The 14,609-nt window shown below is 71.6% G+C and carries 14 protein-coding genes and 1 tRNA gene; 3 read left to right on the top strand and 12 right to left on the bottom strand.

Annotated features, from left to right (window positions below):
- Nucleotides 1-73: 73 nt before the first annotated feature.
- Nucleotides 74-1,027, top strand: a complete 954-nt coding sequence (locus tag VT50_RS19800; RefSeq protein ID WP_078840732.1) for a helix-turn-helix transcriptional regulator — start codon at nucleotides 74-76, stop codon at nucleotides 1,025-1,027.
- Between the two features lie 38 nt (nucleotides 1,028-1,065).
- On the opposite strand, the gene VT50_RS19795 is transcribed toward VT50_RS19800, so the two are convergent.
- From VT50_RS19795 to VT50_RS39320, 7 genes are all read right to left on the bottom strand, one after another.
- Nucleotides 1,066-1,138: transfer RNA gene (locus tag VT50_RS19795), tRNA-Ala, on the bottom strand.
- A 105-nt stretch (nucleotides 1,139-1,243) separates the two neighbouring features.
- Complete coding sequence (locus VT50_RS19790) at nucleotides 1,244-1,897, bottom strand: histidine phosphatase family protein (RefSeq protein ID WP_046086601.1); 654 nt, start codon at nucleotides 1,895-1,897, stop codon at nucleotides 1,244-1,246.
- Nucleotides 1,894-2,334, bottom strand: a complete 441-nt coding sequence (gene rsfS, locus VT50_RS19785; RefSeq protein WP_046086602.1) for a ribosome silencing factor — start codon at nucleotides 2,332-2,334, stop codon at nucleotides 1,894-1,896. The genes VT50_RS19790 and rsfS overlap by 4 nt, the downstream gene beginning before the upstream one ends.
- Before the next feature lie 114 nt (nucleotides 2,335-2,448).
- Nucleotides 2,449-4,254, bottom strand: coding sequence for an LCP family protein (locus VT50_RS19780; RefSeq protein WP_046086603.1), 1,806 nt, complete (start codon nucleotides 4,252-4,254; stop codon nucleotides 2,449-2,451).
- 10 nt (nucleotides 4,255-4,264) lie between these two features.
- Nucleotides 4,265-4,876 (bottom strand): nicotinate-nucleotide adenylyltransferase, encoded by a 612-nt coding sequence (gene nadD / locus VT50_RS19775; protein ID WP_046086604.1) that lies wholly within the window; start codon nucleotides 4,874-4,876, stop codon nucleotides 4,265-4,267.
- Nucleotides 4,877-4,935: 59 nt separating this feature from the next.
- Nucleotides 4,936-5,103 (bottom strand): hypothetical protein, encoded by a 168-nt coding sequence (locus VT50_RS39645; protein WP_046086605.1) that lies wholly within the window; start codon nucleotides 5,101-5,103, stop codon nucleotides 4,936-4,938.
- Nucleotides 5,104-5,191: 88 nt separating this feature from the next.
- Nucleotides 5,192-5,344: a hypothetical protein gene (locus tag VT50_RS39320; protein WP_046086606.1), complete on the bottom strand. Its 153-nt coding sequence runs from the start codon at nucleotides 5,342-5,344 to the stop codon at nucleotides 5,192-5,194.
- A 101-nt stretch (nucleotides 5,345-5,445) separates the two neighbouring features.
- Between VT50_RS39320 and VT50_RS19770 the strand changes: the two genes are divergently transcribed.
- Complete coding sequence (locus VT50_RS19770) at nucleotides 5,446-6,669, top strand: M48 family metallopeptidase (RefSeq protein ID WP_046086607.1); 1,224 nt, start codon at nucleotides 5,446-5,448, stop codon at nucleotides 6,667-6,669.
- 96 nt (nucleotides 6,670-6,765) lie between these two features.
- Here VT50_RS19770 and VT50_RS19765 read toward each other — a convergent pair whose 3' ends face one another.
- From VT50_RS19765 to proB, 5 genes are all read right to left on the bottom strand, one after another.
- Nucleotides 6,766-7,839 (bottom strand): SCO2583 family membrane protein, encoded by a 1,074-nt coding sequence (locus VT50_RS19765; protein ID WP_046086608.1) that lies wholly within the window; start codon nucleotides 7,837-7,839, stop codon nucleotides 6,766-6,768.
- Nucleotides 7,840-7,955: 116 nt separating this feature from the next.
- On the bottom strand, nucleotides 7,956-8,579 hold the full coding sequence (locus tag VT50_RS19760; protein WP_046086612.1) for an SCO2584 family spore wall biosynthesis protein: 624 nt from the start codon (nucleotides 8,577-8,579) through the stop codon (nucleotides 7,956-7,958).
- A 106-nt stretch (nucleotides 8,580-8,685) separates the two neighbouring features.
- Nucleotides 8,686-9,984 (bottom strand): glutamate-5-semialdehyde dehydrogenase, encoded by a 1,299-nt coding sequence (locus VT50_RS19755; protein WP_046086609.1) that lies wholly within the window; start codon nucleotides 9,982-9,984, stop codon nucleotides 8,686-8,688.
- Between the two features lie 91 nt (nucleotides 9,985-10,075).
- Complete coding sequence (locus VT50_RS19750) at nucleotides 10,076-10,537, bottom strand: hypothetical protein (RefSeq protein WP_063893219.1); 462 nt, start codon at nucleotides 10,535-10,537, stop codon at nucleotides 10,076-10,078.
- Nucleotides 10,538-10,824: 287 nt separating this feature from the next.
- Nucleotides 10,825-12,045 carry a glutamate 5-kinase gene (gene proB, locus VT50_RS19745; protein ID WP_053048587.1) on the bottom strand — a complete coding sequence of 407 codons (1,221 nt, stop codon included), beginning with the start codon at nucleotides 12,043-12,045 and terminating at the stop codon, nucleotides 10,825-10,827.
- A gap of 362 nt (nucleotides 12,046-12,407) precedes the next feature.
- Between proB and VT50_RS19740 the strand changes: the two genes are divergently transcribed.
- Entirely contained in the window at nucleotides 12,408-14,495 is a 2,088-nt protein-coding gene (locus VT50_RS19740) for a hypothetical protein (RefSeq protein ID WP_046086610.1), read from the top strand.
- Nucleotides 14,496-14,609: the final 114 nt, after the last annotated feature.

The following is a 14,609-nucleotide window of genomic DNA, read 5'->3' as shown; positions in this document are numbered from 1 at the left end:
GAGCATGGGACCGTACGGCTCGGTGGGGGACCGACCGTGCGGCCCGACGGCACGGGGGATGGGGAGAGCGACGATGACCGCGAGCACTCGGCGCAGACGGCCGGAGCTGGCCGCCTTCCTGCGCAGCCGCCGTGCCCGGGTGGCCCCCGCCGACGTGGGTATGGCGCCCGGTCTGCGGCGCCGCACCCCGGGGCTGCGCCGCGAGGAGGTCGCCCAGCTCTCCGGCGTCGGCGTGACCTGGTACACGTGGCTGGAGCAGGGCCGACCGATCAACGCCAGCGTGCAGGTGCTGGACGCGGTCGCGCGCACCCTGCGGCTGGACCAGACCGAGCGCGAGCACCTTTACCACCTGGCCGAGGTGCCGTATGTGCCCGGCCGGGAGCGCGAGCCACGCAGCGTCAGCCCGGAGGTGCAGGGCATCATCGACGCGCTCGACCCGCTCCCGGCGGTGGTCTACAACGCCCGGTACGACGTCCTGGCCGCCAATGCCGCGTACGGCGGCCTGTTCCCGGAGATGCTGCTCTCCCCCGCCTCCGAGCGGAACGCCCTGTGGCAGCTGTTCGTGGCCCGCCGCTGCTGCGCCCCGTATGTGAACCTCGCCGAGGAGCTGCCGCTCCTGGTGGCCACGCTGCGCGGCGGGTACGGACGCCATGTGGGCGAGCCCGCCTGGGAGGACTTCATCGCCCGGCTGCTGGAGGCCAGCGAGGACTTCGCCCGGCTGTGGCAGAGCGGGGACGTCGCGCCGCAGGGCTCCCGGATCAAGGTGGTGCGGCACGCCTCGGTCGGCGAGATCCGGCTGACCTCGACCTCGATGCAGGTCAGCGGGGTTCCGGAGACCCGGCTCGTGGTCTATACGCCCTGCGACGAGGAGAGCCGCGACCATGCCCGGCGAGTGCGCCTGCTCCACGACCCGCTGATCGGCTGCACGATGCACGCCAAGCCGCTCTCGGTGCTGCGGGAGGAAAGAGCCGCCGCGGAGACACGGGCCGCGAGCGGTGCGGAAAGCAGCGATCCCGCCTCCCTGTGAGGGAGACGGGATCCTGGTGCTGTGGAGCTCCGGTGCTGTGGAGCTAAGGAGAATTGAACTCCTGACCTCCTGCATGCCATGCAGGCGCTCTACCAACTGAGCTATAGCCCCGCTCTTCTCCGCGCCCGAGCGCTTCGAACGAGAAGGAGCATAGCCGGTGACCTGCCGGAAAAGGAAATCCGCCCGGTCGCCGCCGCCGAGCACCGGCCCGGCCGCTCAGTCGTCGTCGCCGAGCACCGGCTCGGGCAGCGATCCGGCGTTGTGCTCCAGGAGCCGCCAGCCCCGCGCCCCCTCGCCCAGAACGGACCAGCAGCAGTTGGACAGCCCGCCCAGCGCCTCCCAGGTCCGGGGCTCCAGACCGAGCAGCCGGCCGATGGTGGTGCGGATCGTGCCGCCGTGGCTGACCACCACCAGCGTGCCGTTGTCCGGAAGCTTGTCGGCGCTCTCGAGCACCACAGGCGCCGCCCGGTCGGCGACCTCGGTCTCCAGCTCACCGCCGCCGCGCCGGATCGGCTCCCCGCGCTTCCACGCCGCGTACTCCTCGCCGAAGCGCTCGATGATCTCCTCGTGGGTCAGCCCCTGCCACTTGCCCGCGTAGGTCTCCCGCAGGCCCGCGTCATGCGCGACCGACAGACCCGTGACGGCGGACAGCTCGGCGGCCGTGGCCGCCACCCGCTTCAGATCGGAGGCGATGATCGCGTCCGGCTTCAGGGCGGCCAGCAGCCGGGCCGCGCGGTGCGCCTGCGCGACACCGGTGTCGGTCAGCTCGATGTCCAGGGAGCCCTGGAAACGGCGCTCTATGTTCCAGGCCGTCTGACCGTGGCGCCACAGGACGATGCGGCGGCCACGGACGCCTTGGATGCCGATCAGCTCAGCTCACCGCCCGCGCCGCCGTCCGGGCCCTGCGCCTGCGCGTACTCCTGCGCCTTGCCGCGGGTGGCCTCGGCGTCGGCCGGGAGCTCCAGCTGCGGACAGTCCTTCCAGAGCCGCTCCAGGGCGTAGAACACCCGCTCCTCGCTGTGCTGGACGTGCACCACGACGTCCACGTAGTCCAGCAGCACCCAGCGTGCCTCGCGGTCGCCCTCGCGACGCACCGGCTTGGCGCCCAGGTCCTTGTTCAGCCGCTCCTCGATCTCGTCGACGATCGACTTGACCTGGCGGTCGTTGGGCGCCGAGGCCAGCAGGAAGGCGTCGGTGATGGAGAGCACATCGCTGACGTCGTACGCGATGATGTCGTGCGCGAGCTTGTCGGCGGCCGCCTGGGCGGCGGCGTTGATGAGCTCGAGGGAGCGGTCCGTGGCGGTCACAGGCAAGGCTTTCGGTCGGTGGTACCTCGAAGGTCTGGTTCCCCCCAAGGGTCTCACGCCCCACCGTCCCGCCGGGCGGCCGCATTCCGGGCCGACCCGGCATTCCGGGTCGGCTCAGCCCCTGGCGTCGTAGTCCGGGCCGAGGAGGACCGTGATGTCCGCGTTGGCCGCGCCCTTGCCCTTCCGCACCGCCGTCTCCGGCAGCCCGAGCGTCTTGGCGACCTCCTTGGCGTGGCCCGCCTGGGCGGCGTCCGCGTAGGTCACCCGCGAGGCCGGCTGTGCATCGCCGCCCTCGGTGGCCGTGACGACCGTAAAGCCGCCATTGACCAGCGCCACCCGCGCGGCGCTCGACGCGTCCTTGGGGCCTCCGGCGTTGGTCACGCTCACCCGGGGCGCCGTGTTCTTGTCGGAGTTCTTGACCGTGCCGCCCAGGATGTCCTTGACCACATGGTCGGTCGCCCGGGCGCTGAGCGTCCCGTCCGCCTGGACCGGCAGCATCGCGGTGTCGTACGCGCCGCTCTTGGCCTGCCCGGCCAGCTTCGCCAGCGAGGCGCCCAGCTGCTGTTCGGACAGTGACGGGTCGGGGATCTGGGCCAGCGACTCCACGGTGCTGGTGGCGCCCTTCTCGTCGCTGGAGAGCTTCTTCAGCGACGCGTGCATGACCTGTCCGAACCGCGCGAGCTGCTTGGACTGGGCCTCTCCCGGCGCGCGGTAGGTGGCGTACGCCACCGCCGCCTGACCGCTCAGGATCTGGTCCTTGCCCCGCTTGACCAGGGGGTCCTCGCCCTTCTCGGGGCTGGGGACGGTCGCGTCGGTATCCAGGCCGATCCCGCCGACCAGTTCGACGAGGTTCTCCAGATAGGGCGTGTCCAGCCGCCAGGTGCCCTGGATCTTCGAGCCCAGCAGGGTGCCCAGGGAGTCCCGGGTGGAGTCGGAGCCCTCGTCGGTCACGGACTTGCCGAGCGTGGTGGAGGTGCCGTCCTCGGCGGAGACGGCCAGGGAGTTCGGCAGCAGGACGGTGGTGCCCTTCTTGGTGGTCTCGTTGTCCACCAGCAGGGCCGTGGAGGTGCGGCCGCCCTTGGTCTCGCGCAGATGGACGACGATCACATCGCGCTTCTGCGGACCGCCCGCGCCCGCCTCGTCCTGGGCACTGTCGGACAGCCCCGGGAGCTTGCCCGCGTGCCAGAGGTAACCGGCCCCGCCCGCCGCGGCGAGGACCAGGACCACGACGAGCGCTATAAGGCGGTTGCGGCCCTTACGGCGGCGTTCGTCACGGCGCTCGGAACGGGTCTCGGCGAACTTCAGCCAGTCGATGACATCGTCGGATTCCTCGTCCGGCTCCTCGACGAAGGAGAACTGCTCGGTGTGGTACTCCTGCCCATCGCTGCCCCCGGGGCGCTGCCGCTCCCCGGAACGGGGCCCGGCGGAACGGGGCGCCCCGGCCGGAGGCGCCTCTGACCCGGGGCGCAACTGCTCCGGGCTCAGCTCCTCGTAGGGGTTCGGCTCCGGGCCGGGCTCCTCGCGCTGCGGGGGGACGGTGGGGGTGGCGGCCTGTGGGTAGCCGTAGCCGTATCCCTGCTGGGGCTGTTGCTGTTGCTGGTACGGCTGCTGTTGTTGTTGGTACTGCTGCTGCTGTTGCTGCTGAACGTACGGGTCGTAGTTCTGCGTCTGGGGCTGCTGCTGGGGCTGGTGGGGCTGGTGATGCTGCGGCTGGCCGTAAGGGTCGTACCCGTACCCGTCGTGTCGCTGCTGTTGCTCCCGGTACTGCTCCTGCTGCTGCGCGTACGGGTCGTAACTCTGCTGCTGGTCCGCCTGCGGCTGGTAAACCGGACGCCCATAGGCGTCATAGCCGTAGATCCGCGGCTCCTGGCCATACGGGTCCTGTGCGTACGGGTCGTACGGATCCTGCCGGTCGTTCACCGGTACCCCTTCAGCAGTCGTGCCGGTACAGCTCGCGCTTGTCGATGTAGCGCACCACGCCGTCCGGCACCAGGTACCAGACGGGGTCGCCATGGGCGACCCGCGCCCGGCAGTCCGATGACGAGATCGCCAGAGCCGGGACCTCCACCAGCGACACCCCGCCCTCCGGGAGCCCCGGGTCGGCCAATATGTGACCGGGTCTGGTCACCCCGATGAAGTGGGCCAGCGAGAAGAGCTCTTCGGCGTCACGCCAGGTGAGGATCTGGGCGAGTGCGTCGGCCCCGGTGATGAAGAACAGATCGGCGTCACCGTTCAGCGCGCACAGTTCCCGGAGCGTGTCGGTGGTGTAGGTGGGCCCGCCGCGGTCGATGTCGATGCGGCTGACCGAGAACTGCGGGTTCGAGGCGGTCGCGATGACCGTCATCAGGTAGCGGTCCTCGGCCGGAGAGACCTTCTTGTGACTCTTCTGCCAGGGCTGCCCGGTCGGCACGAACACCACCTCATCGAGGTGGAACTGCGAGGCCACCTCGCTCGCCGCGACCAGGTGGCCGTGGTGGATCGGGTCGAACGTCCCGCCCATCACGCCCAGTCGCCGCTTGCCGGACCCTTTCTGCTCTTCCATGCGTGCAGACCCTACTGGGCCCGGCCCGGAGCCGGGGCCCATAGGGGCAATCGCCCAGGTCAGCGGTCCCGGTTAAAGCGCGTGGTGATCCACAGCAGCAGGAAGAGGATCACCAGGGCCGCACCGCCGGTCATGAAGGGGCTGATGCTCGAGTGGGTGTCGGTGTGCTCACCGCCCTCGGACGCGAGCGTGGTGAGGGCGGCATGTGCGGTGCTGAAAGCGGTCATCGCGGCAGTACCTATCCGGGTCTAGGCGTCACAACACGTCGGCCACATCGTATGTGAGACGGTTTTCGGTCCCGATGCCTGTATCCACTCAGTCCTGCTTGTAACCGCGCAGCAGGAACCACGCGAGCAGGGCGGCGCCCACCACGCCGACCACGATGACGACGCGCAGCAGCGCTCCCGGGCCGTCGTTGCTGTGGGAGGTGGCGGCGAGGGCTTCGGTGAGGCCAGTCATTTCGGGCATGTCTCCACGCTAACCCCCACACGCCCAGGGCCTAGGCTGGGGCCGCCGGACGGGGCCCTGACCGGGCGCCCCGTCGAGCGGGCAACCAACGAGGGGGCGACATGAGCGACAGCCACGAGACCGGTGGTGGAAACGGAACGGGAGGCGCCCGGGAGCACGTGCCCAGCCGGGAGCGGCGGCGGTTCCCCGGGATCTCCTCACGGGCGTACGAACATCCGGCGGACCGCTCCGCCCTGGTCGCGCTCCGCAAGCTGACCGGCTTCGACACCGTCTTCAAGGCGATGAGCGGGCTGCTGCCCGAGCGGAGCCTGCGGCTGCTCTACCTCTCCGACTCGGTGCGGGTCAGCGAGCGGCAGTTCGCCCAGCTCCACGACATGCTGCGGGACGCCTGCTACATCCTGGACCTGGAGCGGGTCCCGGCCATGTACGTCACCCAGAACCCGCAGCCGACCGCGATGTGCATCGGCATGGACGCGCCGATCATCGTGATCTCCACCGGTCTGGTCGAGCTGCTCGACGAGGAGGAGATGCGGGCGGTCATCGGCCATGAGGTGGGCCACGCGCTGTCGGGGCACTCGGTCTACCGGACGATACTGCTCTTCCTCACCAGCCTCGCCATGAAGGTCGCCTGGATTCCGCTCGGCAATGTGGCGGTATTGGCGCTGGTCACGGCGCTGCGGGAGTGGTTCCGGAAGTCGGAGCTGTCGGCGGACCGGGCGGGGCTGCTGGTCGGGCAGGACCTGCGGGCCTCGATGCGCGGGCTGATGAAGCTCGCGGGCGGCCATCACCTCCATGAGATGAACGTGGACGCCTTCCTCGAGCAGGCGGAGGAGTACGAGTCGAGCGGCGATCTGCGGGACTCCGTACTCAAGATCATGAACATGCTGCCGCGCAGCCATCCGTTCACCACCGTGCGCGCCGCCGAGCTCAAGAAGTGGGCCGCGACCCGCGACTACCAGCGGCTGATGGACGGCCACTACCCGCGCCGCGACGAGGACGGGGACGCCTCGGTCAGCGACTCGTTCCGGGAGTCCGCGAGCCACTACGCGGAGTCGGTCCGCAACAGCAAGGACCCGCTGTTCGCCTTCGTCAGGGATGTGGCGGGCGGCGCCGGGGACCTGGGCAGCAAGCTGCGCGACCGGTTCACCGGCGGCGCGGGCAAGCACGGTGAGACCGCCGAGGAGGACACCCGGCCCGGGGAGGAGGAGCCCCGGGACACGTACCAGGGCAGGGCCCAGGGCGCGGATGAGGACCAGCGGCCCGGAGACGGGCCGGAGGAGCGGCCGGGGAACGACGAGCCCGGGGACACCCCGCCGCAGCGCTGAAACGGCCCCTGGAGGCCCCCAGGCGGGCCTGCCGAGACGTCCGGCGACCCTCAGCGCTCAGGACCGCCCGTCGACGCCGGGCTGGGTCCCGGGGGCTCAAGACCGGGCGGGCTGGGCCCCGGGGGCCAGGACGCCGCACAGCGAGACCGTGGTCCGGCCCGTGGTGTACGGGTCGGTGCCCGTCGGGGCGTCGCCCTTGGCGCTCTGACCGGCGAGCAGCGGCCGCAGATAGCCGGACGTGTTCGCGGCGCACGCCTGCGGGCCCGCCAGCACGGTGCTCTGCACCAGCTCCAGATGGTGGTCGCGCAGATCGTCCCGGTCGAAGCGGAACCGCGTCTCACGGCGCACGGTGAACAGCGAGGCATGGTCGGGTCCGTGCTCATGGGCGGGCTGGAGCGCGTAGACGAAGATGTGGTCGGCGGCGACCTCCAGGGTCGCCGCGCTGCGCTCGATGACCGTAAGGGTGCCGCGGACCCGCACCGGGGTGTTGGCCAGGGCCACCTCGGCCGGGTTGAAGCGGTTCAGCCAGCCGGTGGCCGCATGCCGCCCGTCGTCGACCGGGTGCTCGAAGCTCTGGTCGAACTGGCTCTGCTGGGCCGGGTCCAGCAGCAGCCTCACGGCGTGCACCGGGCCGCCGGTGAGCACACCCGGGTCGATGGCGGACCTGACCAGGTAGTCCTTGGCGGTGGTGAGCGCCGTCATCACCTGGCTCTCGGAGAAGCTCTGGGTGCGGCGGGCGCCGGGCACGGTGACCCCTTCCGCGCCGGTGCGGAACCCCGCGGCCGGGCTGTCGCGGAACAGCTGGTCCGGCCGCCCTCCGGGCACCTCACCGCGCGGCGCGAGCGGCACCACGCTGCTGTGCAGCGGCTCCACCGTCTGCGGCTGCGGCGTCTGGTACGGGTGGCGCACACCCATGTAGACGGCCGCCGCGAAGGCGATGGCGATCAGCAGGACGAGCGCGACGGCCTGGCGCGACGCCCCGGCCCTCGCCCAGGCGTGCCGACTGCGCACCGCCCGTGCGTGCTCGCCCATGCGCTCATCGGCGGAGAACTCCTGGAGCCGGGCAGCACGGACGAACGACTCGTCGAACACGACGGAGCGGTACTCGTCCTCACCACCTCCCGGGACGCCATCGGGTGTCCCCTCGGGAGGGTCTCCACGCCCGGCCATATCTCAAGAGTAGGTCGCCAGGGGCGACCGTAAACGCGGTGGTACTCCACAACTTGGGCGGGGAGTGCGGAGGAAACGCCCCATACGCCGCGACGTGCTAGCGAGGTGCGAGGACGTCACCGCGACGGCGGTACGGCGGAGGCGGTCGGCCCCTTGGCCCCGGTGGGCTCCGAGGCCGACTCCGACCCCGAGGGCTCCAGGCGCGGCTGCCCCGTGGGCGAGCCGTCGACACCGCTGGTGGCGGGCGGCGGGGCGGGGTCCTGGCGGTTGCCAGAGGCGCCCCGGTAGACCGCCGTGAAGGCCAGGGCGACCACGCCGATGCCCATCAGGATGGCCAGCAGCCAGGCCACCGGGCGGTGCCAGCGGGCATGGCCGCGGTAAGGGCGCCCCGCACTGCCGTAGCGCCCATAAGGGCCGTAGGCGTCGCCGTCCCGTCCGGGGCCGAAGCGCCCGTCGGGGTCGTCCGCGCCGTAGTACTCGGCCTCCGCGCCGTACCCGTCCTCGAAGAGCTCGTCCTCGGGAGGGACACCGGCCCTGCGGCGCCGGGACGCCTCGGCCTCGGCACGGGCCTCGGCGGCGGCCAGCATCCGCTCGATGGCGGTGGGCTCGTGGATCGGGGCCGACCGTACGAAGTCCTCGTCGAAGACCACGGCGGCGAACTCGTCGTTCGTCTCGCCGTGGCTGCGGTCGTCGGGCTCGTCGCCGTCCGGGAACGGCTTGCCCCCCACGTCGTCCGGCACCCGTTCAGAGTAGACCGGACGGGTCAATTTGGGCAGGGCGAAATGGTATTCGGGGGAAGATCCACCCCAGGGGTGCCGGAAATCGACCATCCCCCGAACGGGTGAGTCAGCGGGTGTGGCCGTCGCCGGTGACGATGTACTTCGTCGAGGTCAGCTCGGGCAGCGCCATGGGCCCCCGGGCGTGCAGCTTCTGGGTGGAGATGCCGATCTCGGCGCCGAAGCCGAACTGCCCGCCGTCGGTGAACCGCGTCGAGGCGTTCACGGCGACCGTGGTGGAGTCCACGAGCTGGGTGAAGCGGCGGGCGGCCCGCTGGGACGACGTGACGATGGCCTCGGTGTGCCCGGAGGACCACAGGCGGATGTGGCTCACCGCGGCCTCCAGGGAGTCCACGACGCCCGCCGCGATGTCGTACGAGAGGTACTCGGTCTCCCAGTCCTCGACCACCGCCGGGACCACCGTGGCCTTGGAGCCCTCCGCGAGCGCCATGACCCGCTCATCGGCGTGGACCGTGACCCCGGCCTCGGCCAGCGCGTCCAGGGCGCGGGGCAGGAACCGGTCGGCGATGTCCTGGTGCACCAGCAGCGTCTCCGCCGCGTTGCACACGCTCGGCCGCTGGGCCTTGGAGTTCACCAGGATCTCGACCGCCATGTCGAGGTCGGCCTCGGCGTCCACGTACACATGGCAGTTGCCGGTGCCGGTCTCGATGACCGGAACCGTGGACTCCTCGACGACCGTACGGATGAGGGACGCGCCGCCGCGCGGGATCAGCACGTCCACCAGACCGCGGGCGCGCATCAGCTCGCGCACCGACTCCCGGCTCTCGCCCGGCACCAGCTGCACCGCGTCCGCGGGCAGCCCCGCCCCGCCGACGGCGTCCCGCAGGACCTTCACCAGCGCGGCGTTGGAGTGGGACGCCGACGAGGAGCCGCGCAGCAGCACCGCGTTGCCCGACTTCAGGCAGAGCGCGGCGGCATCCACCGTCACATTCGGCCGGGCCTCGTAGATGATCCCGACGACGCCGAGCGGAACGCGCACCTGGCGCAGGTCGATCCCGTTGGGCAGCGTGGCGCCGCGCACCACCTCGCCGACCGGGTCGGGCAGCGCGATCACGTCACGGACGTCGGAGGCGATGGCCCGCACCCGCTCCGGGGTGAGGGTCAGCCGGTCCACGATGGCGTCGCTGGTGCCGGCCTCGCGGGCCCGCTCCACATCGGCCGCGTTGGCCTCCACGATCTCCTTGGTGCGCACCTCCAGGGCGTCGGCCATCGCGAGCAGCGCGTCGTCCTTGACGGCGCGCGGCAGCGGCGCGAGATCGGCGGCGGCGACCTGGGCCCGGTAGGCGGCCTGGAGGACCGGGGACTTCGGCCAGGGGTCGGCGAGCGGCGACGTGGGTGCGCTGGTCATGCTCGAAGCGTACTGAGCCGGGAGCGGAGATCCACGCCCTATTCCGCAGTTCGAGATGGAGTTCTCACATCTCGGTGTCGCACATTTATCCTCAGAACGGGTGGACGCCCACCGGGGAGGCCGGTGGCGGCCCGTACCCCTCCGCGACCCGCTGGTGGTACGTATCACGGTCGATGACCTCGAGCCCCACGATCTCCCAGGGCGGCAGCTTGGCCGAGGCCCGGTGCTCGCCCCAGAGCCGCAGCGCGACCGCCGCGGCGTCGTGCAGATCACGGGCCTCCTCCCAGTAGCGGATCTCGGCGTGATCGTTGGCATAGCGGCTGGTCAGCAGGAACGGATGGTCATGGGCCAGCTGCTCGAGCGCCCTGCGGACCTCCGGCAGCGGCGCCTCGCTCCCCGAGACGCTGAGGGTGATGTGCCACAGCCGGGACGCCTCGCCCCGCCCGGCGTCGTGCGCCACCGCGTCGCCGGACCCGGCGTCGCCCGCTCCGACACTGGTCAGGGTGCGCTCCGCCGCCCCTCTGGGCGACGCCCCCGGGCGCCCTCGTCTCACCGGCGGCCTCCTGTAACTCGCTGCTCCGCTCACGCGCGGGCGGAGCATCTCGTAACGGTGCCATGGCCGCGGCCTTCCGCTCGGACTCCGCCGCGTCTCCCACAGCCGGCGCGCTGCCCCGCGCGACCCCGTTGAACAAAGTTGACCAGCCCACGCCCGCCCGCGGGGCGCTTTTGAAGTTTTTCGGAGGGGGGTTATTTTCCCGCGGCCCGGTTCGCCGCGAGTCGCCTTGAGCCGCCCCGAGGGTGCCCGTGCCGCCGGAGCGGTCCCGCCTCCGGAACGGCGGCTCAGTCCAGGACGACGAGGTCGTCGCGGTGGACCACCTCGCGTTCATAGGCCGGGCCGAGCTCGCGGGCCAGGTCCCTGGTCGAGCGGCCGATCAGCTGCGGGATCTCCTTGGCGTCAAAGTTGACCAGGCCACGGGCCACGGGGCGGCCCCCGGTGTCCCTCAGGTCGACCGGGTCCCCGGCGGTGAATTCGCCCTCCACTGCCGCGATCCCTGCGGGCAGCAGCGAGGTGCGGCGCTCCACGACGGCCCGTACCGCGCCGTCGTCCAGGGTCAGGGCGCCACGTGGCGCGGAGGCGTGGGCGAGCCAGAGCAGCCGGTTCGCCGAGCGGCGGCCGGTGCGGTGGAAGAACGTGCCCGTACGGCGGCCGAGCAGGGCGTCCCCGGCCCGGCTGGCGGAGGTGAGCACCACCGGGACCCCGGCCGCGGTGGCGATCCTGGCCGCCTCGACCTTGGTGACCATGCCACCGGTGCCCACCCCGGAGCGGCCCGCGCTGCCGATGGAGACGCCGTCCAGGTCCTGGGGGCCCCGGATCTCGTCGATCCGGGAGGTGCCGGGGGTCCTGGGGTCCCCGTCGTACAGGCCGTCCACATCGGAGAGCAGCACCAGCAGATCCGCCCGGACGAGATGGGCGACCAGGGCCGCGAGCCGGTCGTTGTCGCCGAACCGGATCTCGTCCGTGGCCACCGTGTCGTTCTCGTTGACGATCGGCAGCGCGCCCATGGCCAGCAGCTGGTCCAGGGTGCGGGTGGCGTTGCGGTAGTGGGCGCGGCGGCTGGTGTCGTCCGTGGTGAGCAGCACCTGGCCGACCCGCCGCCCGTAGCGCGCGAAGGAGGCCGTGTAGCGGGCCACCAGGAGCCCCTGCCCGACGCTCGCGGCCGCCTGCTGGCGGGCGAGGTCGCGGGGGCGCCGGTCCAGGCCGAGCGGCGCCAGTCCGGCGGCGATGGCGCCGGAGGAGACCAGGACTATCTCCCTGCCGTTCGCGACGCCCTTACCGTCGCCGTCCCTCCCCTTGGTGCCGCCCTTACCGTCGCCGTCCCTGGCGCCGTCGCCCTTACCGTCGCCGTCGAGCACCTTGGCGAGCACGTCGACCAGCGCGTCCACGCGGTCCGCGTCCAGGCCCCCCGCCGCGGTGGTGAGGGAGGACGAGCCGACCTTGACCACGATCCTGCGGGCGGCGGCCACCTCGTCCCGTACCGCCGAGCCGTCCTGCTCCGCCACGCCGCTCCCTTGCTCGTCCCCGCGCACCGCACGCCCCGAAGAAACGCATGCCCTACACACTCATCATGACAAGGGCGCAATCTACGGCAGACGAGCCGCGCCCGCCTCGGCATTTCAGCCTCCGGACACCGCCCGCGCACACCGCCTCACCCACCGCCATGAACGCCGCGCGGGCGCCTTCGGACAGACTTGCGGGCGCCTCCGGGCACGCTTGTGGCCACCGTCCGGGGCCCTTTTGACACCGATTGCGACCGGTTGGCACCGGCGCGGATTGTCACCGGGTGGGGCGGCGGCATACGGTCAGGGGTCCCCCCGTCAGTCCGTTCCATCAGTCCGTTGCTCTCCTGCCAGGAGCCCACCCCGTGCCCTCTGCCGGAATCGCCCCACGCCGGGTCGTACAGCTGACGGCGCTGCTCGCGATGCTCGTGTTCTTCGCCACACAGCTCGTCGGCGCCGTGCTTCCGAACGTACCGCTTTTCATCGCCTCCTCGGCGTGCGGTCTCGCGCTCGATCTCCTCCTGCAGCACAAGCAGCCCGGTCTGCTGTCGCTGCTGGGGAAGATCCGCCTCGACGTCACGGTGCGCCAGCTGTTCCGCGACATGCTCATCATGGTCGGGCTGCTGCGCATCGAGGGCATCAATCCCCTGCATGAACAGGCACCCCTGACCGTGGGGCTGCTGCTCTTCTACCTGGTGCACTTCGCCTGCCAGGCGGCGGCCGTCCTGGTCCGCAGGAGCCGTCAGCTGCCGTTCGTCACGCGCAACGTCGACGCCTCCGCGCTGCGTCTGAACGGGGCCCCGCCGCGGCTGTTCGCCCGTCAGCACGGGCGCCGTCTGCTGCGGTTGGCCGCACCGGCCACCGCCGGTCTGCTGGCCACCGCCGCCACCAAGGACGCCGTCTGGGGCGGCATCGGCCTGACGATCGCGCTGGTGATCGGCGTCGGCGGCACGGCCCACCTGGCCAGCTGGCTGCTGCCGCGCAAGCGCGTGGCGAACGAGGCCACGGCCCTGCGCTGGCTGGACCAGTGGCTGGCCGACTACCAGCCGACCGTGGGCATGTACTTCTCGGGCGGCAACTCCTCGGCGTACCAGGCGAACATGTGGCTCTCCACGCTCGCCGCGCTCGACGGCAAGCCGATCATCGTGCTCCGTGAGCGGTTCATGGTGCAGAAGGTGGAGGCGACGGACGTACCGATCGTCTGCATCCCCAAGGTCGCGCATCTGATGCGGCTTGAGCACTCCACGCTCAAGGTGCTGCTGCACCCGGCGAACTCCGGCAAGACCTCGCAGGTGCTGCGGATCCCCTCGATCAAGCACGCGTTCATCAACCACGGCGAGAGCGACAAGCTCTCCAGCTGCAACCCGTACGCCAAGGCGTACGACGAGGTGTGGGTCGCGGGCCCGGCGGCGCGCGAGCGCTACCAGCTCGCCGACATCGGCGTCGAGGACAAGGACGTCGTAGAGGTCGGCCGCCCCCAGCTGACCCCCATCCGCCCCTACGCGGGCGTGCCCACCGGTGAGTTGACGTCGGTGCTGTACGCGCCCACCTGGGAGGGCTGGGACGGGAACCCCGGCAACACCTCGGTGATCCTGGCCGGTGAGAACATCGTCCGCGAGCTGCTGGCCGACCCCAAGGTGCGACTGCTGTACAAGCCGCACCCGATGACCGGCTCCGTGGACCCGCGCGCGGGCCGCGCCAACGACCGCATCAGGGCCATGATCACCGAGGCGAACGCCAAGCGCGACGGCGACCGCCCCGGCCCCGAGGCCGCCGCCGAGCTGGCCCGGTGCACCGATGAGCTCAACCGGCTCACCAGCGCCTCCTTCCGCGCCAGCGCGGACGAGGTCGAGCGCATGAAGCTCCAGGGGGCCCCGGAAGGCGACCGCGCGGCGGCCGTCGCCGCGGCCACGGCCGCCTGGGAGAGCGCCTACTGGGCCTCGCTGCCGGTCTGGGAGCACCAGATCATCACCGGCCCGCGTCCGGCGATCTTCACCTGCTTCAACCAGGCCGACGTGCTGATCAGCGATGTCTCCAGCGTGGTCTCGGACTACCTGACGAGCGAGAAGCCGTACGCGGTGGCGAACACCAGCGGGATGACGGAGGAGGAGTTCCGGGCGGGCTTCCCGACCGTGCGCGCCGCCACGATCCTCACGCCGAAGGCCAAGGGCGTGGCCGAACTGCTGGAAGCGGTCCGCGACCCCGAGAAGGACACCCTCGCGGGCGCCCGCGCCGAGCTGAAGGTGCATCTGCTCGGCCCGTCCGACCCGCCGTCGCTGGTGCGCTTCGACCGGGCCACGCAGGACCTGTGCCGCAAGGCCGACGAGCGCCGGGCGCGGATGGCCACCCGGCTCACCGACGAGATCCCCTCGCAGCGCGAGGCCCGGGACGCGGCGGAGGAGATGGAGCTGGAGTCCGGCTCGCCGGAGCCGGAGGAGACCGCGACGGTCTGATGAGACCGTGACGGCGTGACGGCATGACGAAGGGCCCGGGAGATCCCTCCCGGGCCCTTCGTCATGCCACCTGCTACCCGGCCCCGAGAAGCCCGCTCAGAGCCCGTGCTGGGC

The sequence above is a fragment of the Streptomyces antioxidans genome (assembly GCF_000968685.2).
GTDB classification, from domain to species: domain Bacteria; phylum Actinomycetota; class Actinomycetes; order Streptomycetales; family Streptomycetaceae; genus Streptomyces; species Streptomyces antioxidans.
Note: the sequence above shows the minus strand (reverse complement) of the source record. Positions and strands in the feature narration are given on the sequence as shown.

Coding starts and splice junctions, on each gene's coding strand:
- VT50_RS19800 (WP_078840732.1), top strand. CDS start 74: ATGACCGCGAGCACTCGGCGCAGACGGCCGGAGCTGGCCGCCTTCCTG.
- nadD (WP_046086604.1), bottom strand. CDS start 4,876: ATGGAAGAGCAGAAAGGGTCCGGCAAGCGGCGACTGGGCGTGATGGGC.
- VT50_RS39645 (WP_046086605.1), bottom strand. CDS start 5,103: ATGACCGCTTTCAGCACCGCACATGCCGCCCTCACCACGCTCGCGTCC.
- VT50_RS39320 (WP_046086606.1), bottom strand. CDS start 5,344: ATGCCCGAAATGACTGGCCTCACCGAAGCCCTCGCCGCCACCTCCCAC.
- VT50_RS19770 (WP_046086607.1), top strand. CDS start 5,446: ATGAGCGACAGCCACGAGACCGGTGGTGGAAACGGAACGGGAGGCGCC.
- VT50_RS19765 (WP_046086608.1), bottom strand. CDS start 7,839: ATGGCCGGGCGTGGAGACCCTCCCGAGGGGACACCCGATGGCGTCCCG.
- VT50_RS19755 (WP_046086609.1), bottom strand. CDS start 9,984: ATGACCAGCGCACCCACGTCGCCGCTCGCCGACCCCTGGCCGAAGTCC.